Raw genomic sequence first — 13,122 nt, 5'->3', positions numbered from 1 at the left:
CACGCCGGACGGGTGCGTAACTGGCAGGGGACGCCCGGGGTCAGGAAGCCTTCTTGTCGCCGGGCAGTTGGTCGCTGATCTCCAGGTCGCCCGAGTCACCGAAGGTGAGCCGGCAGGTGTCCGCCCGGTAAGTGGCCACCGACACCGCCACGGTCCTGCCGCCCGCGATGTACCGGGTGGTGACGACGAGCACCGGAGCGCCGGGCAGCCGGTCGAGTTCCTTGGCGTCGTCGGCGCGGGCCGAGCCGAGTTCGACAGCACGGTCCTGGCCGTCGAGGTCCAGATGCTGCAGCTCGCGCAGGACCGCGCGTGCACGTGACGGGCCTGACGGGGCCTCTATGGCGGACAGTGCGGGCACGGAGGCGTCCGGTACGTACACCAGCTCGGTGGCCACGGTCTGACCATGCGTCACCCGGACCCTGCGTACGGTGTGCACCGACGCGTCGCCGTCCGCCTCCAGCAGACGCCCGACGGCGGTGGGCGGCGCCGCGCTGCCGCACTCGACCGGCTGCCAGGCATCATCCGACGCGCCGGGCCAGGCCTGCTGGGAAGTCGACACATCGACACCGACACGCGGCGGGGCGACAGTGGTACCCACCCCCCGGCGGCGCTGCAGACGGCCTTCCAGCTCCAGCTGCTCCAGCGCCTGACGCAGCGTGGCGCGCGCGACACCGAAGCGGGCGGCGAGTTCACGCTCGTTCGGGAGGATCTCCCCGACCGTGAACTCCGAGTCCAGCGCGTCAGTGAGCACGGTCTTGAGGTGCCAGTACTTCGGCTCCGGCACCGATTCCAGCTGCGTGGTCCCCACCCTGATCCTCCGCAATCGCCGTATGCCCGGCGGCTTTTCCGTGCCCTTGTTTATTAAAGGTTCCTGCACTAACTCTGTGAGAGTAGGGCGGCACCTCTTCTTGGTCAAGACCAATCCTCGCGCGACAGCGGAGCGGAGTCGCGTAATGACGCAGAGCGTTCATGAAAAGTTATCGCTCGGAGCGCCGTGACCAGACGGCTATGAGCGGAGCCGGAGCACCGGGGCGAAGCAGGACGGTCGGCGGCCAGGGAGGCCGGGAACACCGGCCGGGGAAGGGGGCCGGGCCTCGCGTGGACGGGAAGAGCCGGAGCGCCCTACTCCGCCGGGAGCAGCAGGAGTTTGTCAGGATTGCGCACGATATAGAGCTCGGCGATGAGACCGTCCCTGACCTCCGCCTGCACGACGGAGTCCACAGTGCCGCCGCGGGCGATCACCACGATCGCCGGGGCGCCGTTGATCTCCCTCACCTGGAACTCGGCGCCCTCGACGCCCTTCTCCGCGACCCCGGCCAGGAACCGGCCCACCTTGTCCGCGCTCTCGATGACGCGCAGCGGCGCCTGGGCCTTGCCGCCACTGTCCCCCACCAGGCGAACTCCGGGCGTGAGCAGGGCCATCAGCTCATCCAGGTTCCCGCCGGAGGCCGCGGCGAGGAACCGTTCGGTCAGATCCCGGCGTTCGGCCGGATCGACGTCGTACCGCGGTTTGCGTTCCTTCATATGGCGCCGGGCCCGCCCGGCGAGCTGGCGCACGGCCGCCTCGCCGCGGTCGAGCACCACGGCGATCTCGGCGTACGGGAAGCCGAAGGCCTCCCGCAGCACGAACACCGCGCGCTCCAGCGGTGAGAGCGATTCCAGGACCACGAGAACGGCGAACGACACGGACTCGGCGAGCACCGCCTGCTCGGCCGTGTCCGGAACGGCAGACCCGAAGTCCGTGGCCAGCGGCTCGGGGAGCCATGGTCCGACATAGGCCTCGCGCTGCGACTGCACATGCCTGAGCCGGTCGAGAGCCAGCCGGGTGGTGACGCGGACGAGGAAGGCTCGCGGTTCGCGTACATCCCCGCGGTCGGCCGCCGACCAGCGCAGCCACGCCTCCTGTACGACATCCTCGGCGTCGGCGACCCGGCCGAGCATGCGGTAGGCCACACCCGTCAGCACGGAGCGGTGCTCTTCGAAGAGGTCGGTCGCGGTATCGGTCGCCACTCCCCCATCCCAGCCGACCGGCCCGCCCGTGTCCAGAAGGAATCGCCGGAGGAAAACGGCGGGACGGGCTCGGATCTGCCCCGGGCCGCCCACTTGAAGTGCAAGCTACTCAAGGGTAATTGTTGCTGACACAACGTCTAGGGCCTGCCGTCTGGATCGGGCCGGATCAGGGAGCAGCAGCATGGCCGCCCAGGTCTCCTTCACGGTCGACACCCCGAAAGGGCAGAAGCCGGTCTCGGTCGCGTACGAACGCACCGGATCCGGCGCCCCGCTCCTGCTGCTGCACGGCATCGGCCACCATCAGCAGGCGTGGGCCCCGGTCGTGCACATCCTGGCCGCCGAACGCGAGGTCATCACCGTGGACCTGCCCGGGTTCGGTACCTCGCCCGCGCTGCCCGACGGGGTGCCGTACGACCTCGCGTCGGTCGTGCCCGTACTCGGTGCGATGTGCGGGGCGCTCGGGATCGAACGGCCCCATGTGGCGGGGAACTCGCTCGGTGGTCTGCTCGCACTTGAGCTGGGCAGCAGGGGTCTCGTACGGTCGGTCACCGCGCTCTCGCCGGCCGGGTTCTGGACACAGGCCGAGCGGCGTTACGCGTTCTCGACGCTGGCGGCGATGCGGCAGGGAGCGCGGCTGCTGCCGCTCCCGGTGGTCGAGCGGCTGTCGCGCTCGTCGGCCGGGCGGGCGGCCCTCACCGGCACCATCTACGCACGGCCCGGCCGCCGTTCACCCGATGCGGTCGTCGCCGAGACCCTGGCCCTGCGCACCGCCACCGGTTTCGACGAGACGCTCGCCGCCGGCCGGGACGTGCTCTTCACCTCCGAGGTGAGTGGCGTGCCCGTCACCGTGGCCTGGGGCACGAAGGACCGTATCCTCCTGCGCCGTCAGGGCGTCCGGGCCAAGCGGACCATGCCGGGCGCCCGGCTGGTGCGGCTGCCCGGCTGCGGACATGTCCCGATGAACGACGACCCCGCTCTGGTGGCCCGCGTCATCCTCGACACCAGCCGCTGAGCCCTGCCGGACGTTCACGCCCCCCGGGCCGGTTCCTGAAACGGGCGGCCCGGTGGGTGTCGCGGTGCGTCCGCCGCCCGACCACGGAACCGTCCGGCCCCGCGACGACGTCGTACATCTGGCGCCCGGATACGCGCATCTGGCGCCGCCGGAGACCGGGCGGGGGATCCTGCTGCCGGCAGGAACCAATTGAGGCCCTTGTCGGTTCACTTGGGGTGAGGGGGTACGTTCAATGGCAACTGCGTCACCATGGGGCGCCGGACCGGATGCTTCACGTCTTTTCCGGCAGAAAAGGGTGCTCAATCAGCCAAAAGCACACTTAACCCATCAGTCACAGGCTGTTCGTGATCACGCAACACCGCTCGGTCACAGTGAGGCCATGACCGATGTGAATCCCGCGAAGAGCGCCCGCCGCCCGCACCACTGGCGCCGGGACCTCATCGAACTCGCCGCCCTGTTCACCGCCGTCGCTCTCGCCGATGCCCTGGCCAACCTCGTCGCACACGGGCCCGACGGGCCCTTCCTCCTGGTCGCAGCCGCGGTGGCGCTCATCGGCACGGCGGCGTTCCACCTCTGGTGGGCCCAGCGTCACAGCCACGCGCCGCCGTCGCGGCCGCCCGGCGCGCACGGCACGGCTGCCGCGCACGGCACACCCCACGGCCGGCGCCCGCTCAGCAGCCACGACACCGACACCAGCAGCGACAGCGACAGCGACACGAACGAGTTGGGCCGGTCCGAGACCGTGCTCTGGCGGATGCGGACGACCGTACGGGACGAGCCAGGCAGCCTGGCCGCCCTGTGCACAGCGCTGGCCCGTCACCGGATCGACATCCTGACCCTCCAGACCCACCCGCTCACCGAAGGCACGGTCGACGAGTTCCTGCTCCGTGCCCCCAGCACCGTCCAGTCCCGGCAGCTCGGCCACGAGGTCGCCGCGGCGGGCGGGCACGACACCTGGATCGAGCGCGCGGACACCCATGACCTGGTCGACACACCGGCCAGGGTTCTGGCCCTCGCCACCCGCACAGCCCTGGACGCCGCCGAACTTCCGCTGGCGCTGAGGCAGTTGCTCGGCCGCTGCACCATCCACTCGCTGCCCGCGGCGCCGGGACGTGGCGCACCCCCGGACGGGACCATTCCGGCGGAAGGCGTACTGGAGGAGCGAGTGATGCGGCTGCGCGACCCCTCGGGGGGCACGATCACCGTCGAGCGGCCCCATCTGCCGTTCACCCCCACGGAGTTCGCCCGCGCCCGGGCCCTCATCGAGCTCGATGCCCGCCTCGGCCCGCGGATGCCGCGCAGCAAGGATGTCCTCACCCTCCCCGAGGGAAACGAGATCACCGTGCGCAGGGCGGGCCCGGACGACGCGGACGCGGCCAGGGCGATGCACGAGCGGTGCAGCGACCGGACGCTGGGCCTGCGCTACCACGGCCCGGTGGGCGACGCGGACCGCTACCTCGGCCATCTGCTGAGCCCCCGCTTCGGCCGCACCCTCGCCGTGCAGACCGCTTCGGGACGCGTCGTCGGCCTCGGCCACCTGCTGTGGGACGGCGACGAGACGGAGGTCGCGCTGCTCGTCGAGGACGCCTGGCAGCGCCGCGGCATCGGCGCCGAGCTGCTCGGCCGGCTGGTCGCGCTGGCCGAGGAGACGGGGTGCGAGAGCGTGTACGCGGTGACGCAGGCGTCCAACACCGGGATGGTGGCGGCGATGCGCGGCCTCGGGCTGCCGCTCGACTACCAGATCGAGGAGGGCACCCTGGTGATCACCGCACGGCTGGTGACAAAGCCCGCGCACTCGGGTCCGGCCCACGGTCTGCCGCACGACCTGCCGTAGGACCCTCGGCAGGGCCCTGCGGCAGATCCCTCCGCACGGCCTGCGCATCAGCGGCGGATCGGCTCGCCCTCCGCAAGGCCTGCGCGTCAGCGGGCGACCGGCTCGCCCTCGGCACGGCCCGCGATACGGGCTTCCGAGTCGCCTGCCGTACGGGCCGGGTGCGCCGTACGGGCAGAGCCCGAGCTGAGCGCCCCGTCCAGGTCCGCCCAGAGATCGTCCACGTCCTCCAGGCCCACCGACATCCGCAGCAGCCGCTCGCTGACCCCCGCGGACCGCCGGTCTCCCTCGGCCACAATGCGGTGGCTGATGGAGGCGGGGTGCTGGATGAGGGTGTCGACGCTGCCGAGGCTGACGGCGGGAGTGATCAGCCGTACCCCCGCGATCACCCGGTGCGGGTCGCCGTGGACCTCGAAGGCCACCATGGCGCCGCCCAGCTTCGGATAGTGGACCGCCGCGATCCTCGGGTCGCGGGCCAGCCTGCGGGACAGCTCGGCGGCCGTGGCGGCGGCGGCCCGCATCCGGACCGGCAGGGTCGAAAGACCGCGCAGCAGCAGATAGCCCGAGAGCGGATGCAGGACACCGCCGGTCGCGAACCGCAGCTGCCGCAGCGCCCGTGCGAACTCCTCGTCACAGGCCACCACCCCCGCCAGCACATCGCCGTGCCCGCCCAGGTACTTCGTCGCGCTGTGCAGCACGATCCGCGCCCCGTGCTCCAGCGGCCGCTGCAGGACCGGGGTCGCGAAGGTGCTGTCGACCAGCAGGGGCACCGCACCGCAGGAGTGTGCGAGCGCCCGGATGTCGATCTCGGCGAGCGTCGGGTTGGCCGGCGTCTCGACCATCACCAGGCCGGTGTCCGGGCGGATCGCGTCGGCGACACCCGCCGGGTCCGTCCAGGTCACCTCGGTGCCGAGCAGCCCGGCGGTGAGCAGATGGTCGCTGCACCCGTACAGCGGCCGTACCGCGACGACATGGCGCAGTCCCTGGCTCGCCCGTGCGAGCAGGACAGCGCTGAGCGCGGCCATTCCGCTGGCGAAGGCCACCGCGCTCGCGGCCCCCTCCAGCCGGGCGAGCGCCGTCTCGAAGCGTGCGGTGGTGGGGTTGTCGAGCCTGGCGTAGACCGGCGGACCCTGGGGGCGGGCCCCGGTGGCGGCGAACTCGTCGATCCTGGCCGCCTCCTGCCTGCTGTCGTACGAGGGGTACGTCGTGGACAGGTCGATGGGTACGGCGTGCAGGCCGAGACCGGCGAGGTCTTCGCGTCCGGCGTGCACCGCTTCGGTGGCCAGGGCCCTGGATGTGGTCGAGGCATCGGATTCCATGGGGGAACTCTGAACACCTGCCGGGGAGTTCGGGCCGTTGCCCGTGTTACGTTCGGCTCATGGGCGAATCCGTCGTACTGGATCCGGTCGATCTGCATCTGCTCCGGCTCCTGCAGAACGATGCACGGACCACCTACCGGGAGCTGGCGGCGGAGGCCGGGGTCGCCGCTTCGACCTGTCTCGACCGGGTGGCGCGGCTGCGGCGTTCCGGGGTGATCCTGGGCCATCAGCTCCGGCTCGACCCGTCGAAGCTGGGGCGCGGTCTCCAGGCGCTGCTCTCGGTGCAGGTACGTCCGCACCGCCGGGAGCTGGTCGGCCCCTTCGTGGAGCGGATCCGGGGGCTGCCCGAGTCACGGGCCCTCTTCCATCTGACCGGCCCTGACGACTATCTGGTGCATGTGGCGGTGGCGGACGCCGCGGATCTGCAGCGCCTGGTCCTGGACGAGTTCACGGCCCACCGCGAGGTGGCCCGCGTCGAGACCCGGCTGATCTTCCAGCAGTGGGACTGCGGTCCGCTGCTGCCCCCGGGTGAGCGGGAGCGCGGATCCGGGGAGTGATGGCGCGGATCTCCCCGGCGTACGAAGATGTCCGCATGTCACAGACTCTCAACAGCCCGCTGCCCCGTCAGGTCGCCGACGCGTATGTCGACTCCCTCATCGCTCTCGACCCGATCACCGGTACCTACCTCGGAGTACGCGAGAGCTCCCGCTCCCTCCCGGACTTCTCCCCCGCCGGGCAGGCCGCCCTCGCCTCGCTCGCGCGGGCGACCCTGGCCGAACTCGACGCCGCGGAGCGCCGGCCGGGCGGGGACAGCGACGCCGAACGCCGGTGCGGGCGGCTGCTGCGCGAGCGGCTCAACGCCGAACTTGCCGTGCACGAGGCCGATGAGGCGCTGCGCGCCGTCAGCAACATCCACTCCCCGGCCCATGCCGTCCGCGAGGTGTTCACCGTGACGCCGGCGGAGACCGAGGAGGACTGGACGGCCGTGGCGGAGCGTCTCGGCGGGGTGCCGGCCGCGCTCGACGGGTACCGCGAGTCCCTGGCCCTCGGTCTCGAACGGGGGCTGCTCGGCGGCCCGCGCCCCACCGAGACCTTCATCGGCCAGCTCTCCGATTGGGCCGGTTCCGGTGCCGAAGGCACGGGCTGGTTCGAGGAGTTCGCAGCCGCGGGCCCGGAATCGCTGCGCAAGGAGCTGGACACGGCGGCGCGTGCCGCGACGGCCGCGGTGGCCTCGCTCCGGGACTGGATGCGCGATGTCTACGCCCCCGCGGTGGAGGACGCGCCGGACACGGTCGGCCGCGAGCGGTACGCCCGCTGGTCGCGCTACTTCAACGGCACCGATCTGGACCTGGACGAGGCGTACGCGTACGGCTGGTCCGAATACCACCGGCTGCTGGCCGAGATGAGGACCGAGGCCGAGAAGATCCTTCCGGGCGCCGGCCCGTGGGAGGCGCTGGCACACCTCGATGAGCACGGTACGCACATCGAGGGCGTGGACGAGGTCCAGAAGTGGCTCCAGGGCCTGATGACGGAGGCGATGGACGCGCTCGACGGCACCCACTTCGAACTCGCCGAGCGGGTACGGAAGGTCGAGTCCCGGATCGCACCGCCGGGCGGCGCCGCGGCCCCGTACTACACGCCCCCGTCGGAGGACTTCTCACGGCCGGGCTGCACCTGGCTGCCCACCATGGGCGAGACCCGCTTCCCGGTGTACGACCTGGTCTCCACCTGGTACCACGAGGGCGTGCCCGGACACCATCTCCAGCTGGCGCAGTGGGTGCATGTCTCGGACCAGCTCTCCCGTTACCAGGCGAGTGTCGGGATGGTCAGCGCCAACGCCGAGGGCTGGGCGCTCTACGCCGAGCGCCTCATGGACGAGCTGGGCTTCCTGCCGGACGCGGAGCGCAGGCTCGGATACCTCGACGCACAGATGATGCGCGCCTGCCGGGTGATCGTGGACATCGGCATGCACCTGGGGCTGGAGATCCCGGCCGATTCGCCGTTCCACCCGGGTGAGCGCTGGACACCCGAGCTGGCGCAGGAGTTCTTCGGGAACCACAGCGGGCGGCCCGCCGACTTCGTGGAGAGCGAACTCATCCGCTATCTGTCGATGCCGGGTCAGGCCATCGGGTACAAGCTGGGCGAGCGGGCGTGGCTGCTGGGCCGGGAGAACGCCCGGGAGGCGCACGGCGATTCGTTCGACGCGAAGGCCTGGCACATGGCCGCGCTGTCGCAGGGGTCGCTGGGCCTCGACGACCTGGTGGACGAGATCTCGAAGCTGTAAGCGGGGGACGGTCGGCGCGGGGCGTCCGGCACGGTACGTCGGCGGCCGGGCTCGTGCGCGGTGCACGGACCCGGCGGCCGGTCGGCAGCCGTCCGGCCCGCCCCGAGGCGGTCGGCGCCACACTGCTCCCCGCCCTGCCTCTCTCGTACGGTGTGCCCTCGCGGCACCTCGTAATCGAAGCCGCCCCGCGCCTCCTGGGCCCGGTGGCCGGGTCCGGCGAGCAGCGGCGCGGCGCGGGCGCCGCCGCAGCAGGCGGGAGCCGCCCGCCGACCGTGCTTCAGCGGGCGGCTCCCGCCGAGTGGTGCCGGACCGCCGAGCCGCTCTGCTCCTTGACGATCTCCAGCTGGGCCGGGATCCGGCGGCGCAGATCGCCGACATGGCTGACGATGCCGACGCTGCGGTCGCGTTCGCGCAGGGAGTCCAGGACGTCGAGCACGTCGTCCAGGGTCTGTTCGTCCAGACTGCCGAAGCCCTCGTCGATGAAGAGCGTGTCCAGCCGGGTGCCGCCCGCTTCGTCGGTGACGACGTCGGCCAGGCCCAGTGCGAGGGCGAGCGACGCGAAGAACGTCTCGCCCCCGGACAGCGTCGCGGTGTCGCGCTCCCGCCCCGTCCAGGAGTCCAGTACGTGCAGCCCGAGTCCGGAGCGGCCCCGGCCGCCTGTCCTGGCGTCGGAGTGGACCAGGGTGTAGCGCCCGGCCGACATGGTCTGCAGCCGGACGGTCGCCGCGGCCGCGACCTGCTCCAGACGGGCGGCCAGGACATACGACTCCAGGCGCATCTTCCGTTCGTTGTCGGCCGATGTGCCGGCGGCGAGCGTGGCCAGGCGGGCCACCCTGTCGTACGCGGCGCGCAGCGGCCCCAGACCGGTCAGCTCGTCGGCGGCCTGCCCGGAGAGCCGCTGGAGGGCGGTGCAGCGCTTGAGGGCGGCGTCCCGTACCGACGACGCCTCCAGATAGGCGCGCTCCGCGGTGCCGAACTCCGCCAGGGCCCCGGCCGGATCGGCCGGCGGACGGGCGGCCGCGTCCGCCGCGTCCTGCTCGGCGAGGCGTTCGGCGAGGGCTGCCTCCTCCGCCTGCCAGACGTCGAGACGCTGCTGGAGGCCGCGCTGTCCGGCTGCGTCGGTGAGTTCGGCCGCCGCCTCCTGGGGAGTGCCGAACCCGGCACGGAAAGCGGCGTCGGCGAGCCGGCCGTCGGCCTCCTTGAGCCGCTCGGCCGTGGTGTCGACCGCGCGTACCGTCTCGGCCGCGCGCTCCAGGAACCCCATCCGCCGCTCCAGCAGCGCGGCGTGTTCGGCGACGCTTGCCGAGCCGCCGCGCGCCCGGACCAGCTCTTCCTCCAGCACGGACTGCTGCTGCTCCAGCACCTCGCGCCGCGAGGTACGGGCGGCGGCGCGGCGTTCGGCCTGCTGCTGGGCGGCGGTGCGTTCGGCGTGTTCGTGTTCGGCGCGGTCGCGCTCCTCACGGGCGGCGTGCATGCCGGTGGCCGTACCGTGCGCTTCGGTGTGGTCGCGCTCCAACCAGCCTACCAGCTCGGCGAGTTCGGCGGTGGTGGCGTCCCCGGCCCCCGCCCGCGCTTCCGCGACCGCCTCGCGGACCGCACCGAGTGCGCGCTCCGCGGCGGCCCGCTCCTTGTCGGCGCGGGTGTGCTTCTCGTACGCCGCCTCCTCAGCGGCGCGGTCCACATGGCCCGCGCCCGGCCTGGCGGGCGCCGGGTGGTCGGCCGCCCCGCACACCGCGCACGGCTCACCCTCGCGCAGCCCGGCCGCCAGCTCGGCCGCGACTCCGCGCAGCCGTCGCTCGCGCAGGTCGAGCCAGCTCTCGTGTGCGGCGTTGGCCCGCTCGCGCGTCTCGCTCAGCCGGGCCTCGGCCGCCGCGGCGTCGCGGGCGAGCCGGTCGCGTTCGCGCGCGGCCGCAAGACGCCGGCGGGCCGGGTCGAGCTGTCCGGCCAGCTGCTCGGTGCGGGTCGCGGCTTCCTGCGCGGCCTCGATTCGGTCCTGGCAGCGGCGGAGCACGGTGTCCCAGCCAGCCAGCCAGTCGGCCGCCTCACGGATCAGCTCGTCGTCGGCGTGCGCCTGGCGGTCGAGGTCCGCGCGCTCGGCGGTGATCTCGGCGCTGCGCCGCTCGGCCCGCCGCGCCGCGTCCAGCGCACCGAGGTCCTGACGGAGTCCCCGCTCCAGCGCCGAGAGCTGGTCGGCGCCGGCGTCGGCCAGCTCGGCGGGAAGTTCACGCCGGTCGCGCTCCCGGGCGGTGACGGCCTCGCGGTGGTGCCGGACCGCTTCGTCGCGCTGCGCCAGCGCGTCGGAGATCCGCTCCGCCCGGCGCGCCCGGTCCAGCCTGGCGCGCACCTCGTCGCGTTCGCCGCGGCGGTGCGCCAGCTCATCGGCGCGGCGGCGCGTCTGCTCGAACCGCTCCTGGAGCCTGGCCAGTTCGCGCTGGTTCTCCAGGGCGGTCCGGGCCGCGGCCTGCCGGCTCTCCGCTGCGGACAGGGCGGCCCCGGCGATGTCGAGCCGTTCGCGGGCCCCGGCGCGCGCCACCGCCGCCCAGCCGATGACGGCCTCGGCGAGGCCGGGTTCGCCGGGCCGGTCGCCCGGCAGCGGCCAGTCGTCGGCGGCCGGGCCCGCGGCCTCGGCCATCCGGTGCGCGAGGGTCAGCAGCCGCTCGTCACCGGCGAGCACCTGGGTCTCGGCCGCCCGGCGCAGTGCGGCGAGCCGCTCCTCGACGGCGGCGAAGCGCCGGGTGTCGAAGAGCCGGCCGAGGAGCTTTCCGCGTGCCTCGGCGTCCGCCCGCAGAAAACGGGCGAAGTCCCCCTGGGGCAACAGCACCACCTGGCAGAACTGCTCCCTGCTCATCCCGATGAGCTGGGTGATCTCCTCGCCGATCTCCTGGTGGGACTTGCTCAGCGACCGCCAGCCGCCGGACCGCCGGTCGTACTCGCGCAGTCTGCTCTGGGCCTTCTCCGTGACGAAGCCGTCGCCGCGCTTCTTGGGGCGCGGCTGGGCGGGCAGCCGGGTCACTTCCAGGCGGCGCTCGCCGACACTCAGCTCCAGCGAGACCTCAGTGGCCTCGCCCACGGCCGCGTGGTCGCTGCGCAGCGTGGCGCCGGGGCTCTGCCGCGCGCCGGGCACCGCCCCGTAGAGCGCGTAGCACACGGCGTCGAGTACCGATGTCTTGCCCGCGCCGGTCGGCCCGTGCAGAAGGAAGAGCCCGGCTTCGGAGAGGGAGTCGAAGTCGACCTCCTGGCGGGCGGCGAAGGGGCCGAACGCGGCGATGCGCAGGGTGTGCAGTCTCATCGCGCCACCTCGTTCGCCCCGTCGTCCACCCGTACGTCGTCGAAAGCCCCGGAGAGCACCCCCCGCTCTTCGGCGTCGGGCCCCGCTCCGCCCCGTACATGCGCCACGAAGTCCTCCGCGATCTGCTGGTCGGTACGCCCCCTGAGGCGCTGGGCGTAGGAGGCGTGCGGGTCCCCGGTGGTGCGGTCGGGTTCGAAGACCAGGCTGAGGGTGTGCGGGAAGCGGGCGCCGAGCCGGGCCATCGGATCGGCCGGGCGCACCGGGTCGGTGAGGGTGGCCTCCACCCAGGCATCCTCGTGCCGCTCCAGCGCCGGGTCCTCCAGCAGCGCGTCCAGGCGGCCCCGGATCCTGGCGAGCCGCCGGGGGGCGGGGCAGTCGATCCGCTCGGCGGTGATCTCGCCGGCCGGGCCGAGATCGATCAGCCACATGGTCTTGCGGTGGTCGGCCTCGGAGAAGGAGTAGGCGAGCGGGGAGCCCGAGTAGCGGACCCGCTCGGTGACCGTCTGGCAGCCGTGCAGATGGCCGAGCGCCGCGTAGTCGACGCCCGCGAAGACTCCGGCCGGTACGGCGGCCACCCCGCCGACCGTGATGTCGCGCTCACTGTCGCTGGGCTCCCCTCCGGCGACGAAGGCATGGGCCAGGACCACGGAGCGGGTGCCCGGGGCGCGGCCCGCGAGGTCGGCGCGCACCCGGTCCATTGCGGCGGTCAGCACGGCTTCGTGGCCGGTCCGTGCCGCCTTCAGCTCGTCGCGTACCAGGGCCGGTTCCAGGTACGGCAGCCCGTAGAGCGCCACATCGCCGTGCCGGTCGGAGAGGATCGCCGGGGTGGCGCAGTCCGCCGGGTCGGTGCGCAGATGGATCCCGGCCAGCCGGATGAGGCCCGCGCCCACTCCGAGTCTGCGGGCCGAGTCGTGGTTGCCCGAGATCATCACCGTCGCGACGCCCGCGTCGGCGAGCCGGTGCAGCGCCCGGTCGAAGAGCTCCACAGCGGCGAGCGGGGGCACCGCCCGGTCGTAGACGTCCCCCGCCACCAGGACCGCGTCCACCTCGCGCTCCCGCACGGTCGCCACCAGGTGGTCGAGGTACGCCGCCTGGGCGTCGAGGAGCCCGACGCGGTGGAACGACCGGCCCAGGTGCCAGTCCGATGTGTGCAGGAGCCTCACTGTCCGTCTCCGACCCGCATGGTTCCCCTCACTCCGCCCCCAGGACCAGCACCGGTTCGGTGCTGGCCCGGCCGGTCCCGCCGGCCGCCCCTGAGCCGCCCGGCGCCCGGTCCGTCACGGACCTCAGTCTGCCATCGGTGCCGGGGGGCCGGGGTCACGACCAGGACGGACAGGACAGGACGGGCAGCCGTGACGGATACGGCCGCGGTGGGCG

The 13,122-nt window shown here is 73.1% G+C and carries 9 protein-coding genes; 4 read left to right on the top strand and 5 right to left on the bottom strand.

What is annotated here, in order from left to right:
* Window positions 1–40: 40 nt before the first annotated feature.
* Together ACWGKJ_RS12315 and sigJ are read right to left on the bottom strand one after the other, a co-directional pair.
* Entirely contained in the window at window positions 41–808 is a 768-nt protein-coding gene (locus ACWGKJ_RS12315) for a GntR family transcriptional regulator (RefSeq protein WP_385019219.1), read from the bottom strand.
* Between the two features lie 314 nt (window positions 809–1,122).
* Window positions 1,123–2,010, bottom strand: coding sequence for an RNA polymerase sigma factor SigJ (gene sigJ, locus ACWGKJ_RS12310; RefSeq protein ID WP_385019221.1), 888 nt, complete (start codon window positions 2,008–2,010; stop codon window positions 1,123–1,125).
* A 181-nt stretch (window positions 2,011–2,191) separates the two neighbouring features.
* Here sigJ and ACWGKJ_RS12305 point away from each other — a divergent pair, with 181 nt between their 5' ends.
* Both ACWGKJ_RS12305 and ACWGKJ_RS12300 read left to right on the top strand, forming a co-directional pair.
* Complete coding sequence (locus ACWGKJ_RS12305) at window positions 2,192–3,022, top strand: alpha/beta fold hydrolase (RefSeq protein WP_385019223.1); 831 nt, start codon at window positions 2,192–2,194, stop codon at window positions 3,020–3,022.
* Between the two features lie 379 nt (window positions 3,023–3,401).
* Entirely contained in the window at window positions 3,402–4,856 is a 1,455-nt protein-coding gene (locus tag ACWGKJ_RS12300; RefSeq protein WP_385019225.1) for a GNAT family N-acetyltransferase, read from the top strand.
* 86 nt (window positions 4,857–4,942) lie between these two features.
* Here the strand turns inward: ACWGKJ_RS12300 and ACWGKJ_RS12295 are convergent, their stop codons facing one another.
* Window positions 4,943–6,172, bottom strand: coding sequence for a trans-sulfuration enzyme family protein (locus ACWGKJ_RS12295; RefSeq protein WP_385019227.1), 1,230 nt, complete (start codon window positions 6,170–6,172; stop codon window positions 4,943–4,945).
* A gap of 59 nt (window positions 6,173–6,231) precedes the next feature.
* Between ACWGKJ_RS12295 and ACWGKJ_RS12290 the strand changes: the two genes are divergently transcribed.
* Both ACWGKJ_RS12290 and ACWGKJ_RS12285 read left to right on the top strand, forming a co-directional pair.
* Complete coding sequence (locus ACWGKJ_RS12290; protein WP_385019229.1) at window positions 6,232–6,729, top strand: Lrp/AsnC family transcriptional regulator; 498 nt, start codon at window positions 6,232–6,234, stop codon at window positions 6,727–6,729.
* A 35-nt stretch (window positions 6,730–6,764) separates the two neighbouring features.
* Window positions 6,765–8,456: a DUF885 domain-containing protein gene (locus ACWGKJ_RS12285; RefSeq protein WP_385019232.1), complete on the top strand. Its 1,692-nt coding sequence runs from the start codon at window positions 6,765–6,767 to the stop codon at window positions 8,454–8,456.
* Between the two features lie 277 nt (window positions 8,457–8,733).
* Here the strand turns inward: ACWGKJ_RS12285 and ACWGKJ_RS12280 are convergent, their stop codons facing one another.
* Together ACWGKJ_RS12280 and ACWGKJ_RS12275 are read right to left on the bottom strand one after the other, a co-directional pair.
* The gene (locus ACWGKJ_RS12280; RefSeq protein WP_453315722.1) at window positions 8,734–11,745 is read right to left on the bottom strand and encodes an AAA family ATPase; all 3,012 of its coding nucleotides are present in this window, start codon (window positions 11,743–11,745) and stop codon (window positions 8,734–8,736) included.
* Window positions 11,742–12,908 (bottom strand): exonuclease SbcCD subunit D, encoded by a 1,167-nt coding sequence (locus ACWGKJ_RS12275; protein ID WP_385019234.1) that lies wholly within the window; start codon window positions 12,906–12,908, stop codon window positions 11,742–11,744. Before ACWGKJ_RS12275 ends, ACWGKJ_RS12280 begins: the two co-directional genes overlap by 4 nt.
* Window positions 12,909–13,122 lie beyond the last annotated feature (214 nt).

The sequence above is a fragment of the Streptomyces sp. NPDC054757 genome, assembly GCF_053612185.1.
Note: the sequence above shows the minus strand (reverse complement) of the source record. Positions and strands in the feature narration are given on the sequence as shown.

What these genes read in the sequence shown, in the direction of transcription:
- ACWGKJ_RS12305 (WP_385019223.1), top strand. Translation starts at nt 2,192, where the DNA reads ATGGCCGCCCAGGTCTCCTTCACGGTCGACACCCCGAAAGGGCAGAAG.
- ACWGKJ_RS12300 (WP_385019225.1), top strand. Translation starts at nt 3,402, where the DNA reads ATGACCGATGTGAATCCCGCGAAGAGCGCCCGCCGCCCGCACCACTGG.
- ACWGKJ_RS12295 (WP_385019227.1), bottom strand. Translation starts at nt 6,172, where the DNA reads ATGGAATCCGATGCCTCGACCACATCCAGGGCCCTGGCCACCGAAGCG.
- ACWGKJ_RS12290 (WP_385019229.1), top strand. Translation starts at nt 6,232, where the DNA reads ATGGGCGAATCCGTCGTACTGGATCCGGTCGATCTGCATCTGCTCCGG.
- ACWGKJ_RS12285 (WP_385019232.1), top strand. Translation starts at nt 6,765, where the DNA reads ATGTCACAGACTCTCAACAGCCCGCTGCCCCGTCAGGTCGCCGACGCG.
- ACWGKJ_RS12280 (WP_453315722.1), bottom strand. Translation starts at nt 11,745, where the DNA reads ATGAGACTGCACACCCTGCGCATCGCCGCGTTCGGCCCCTTCGCCGCC.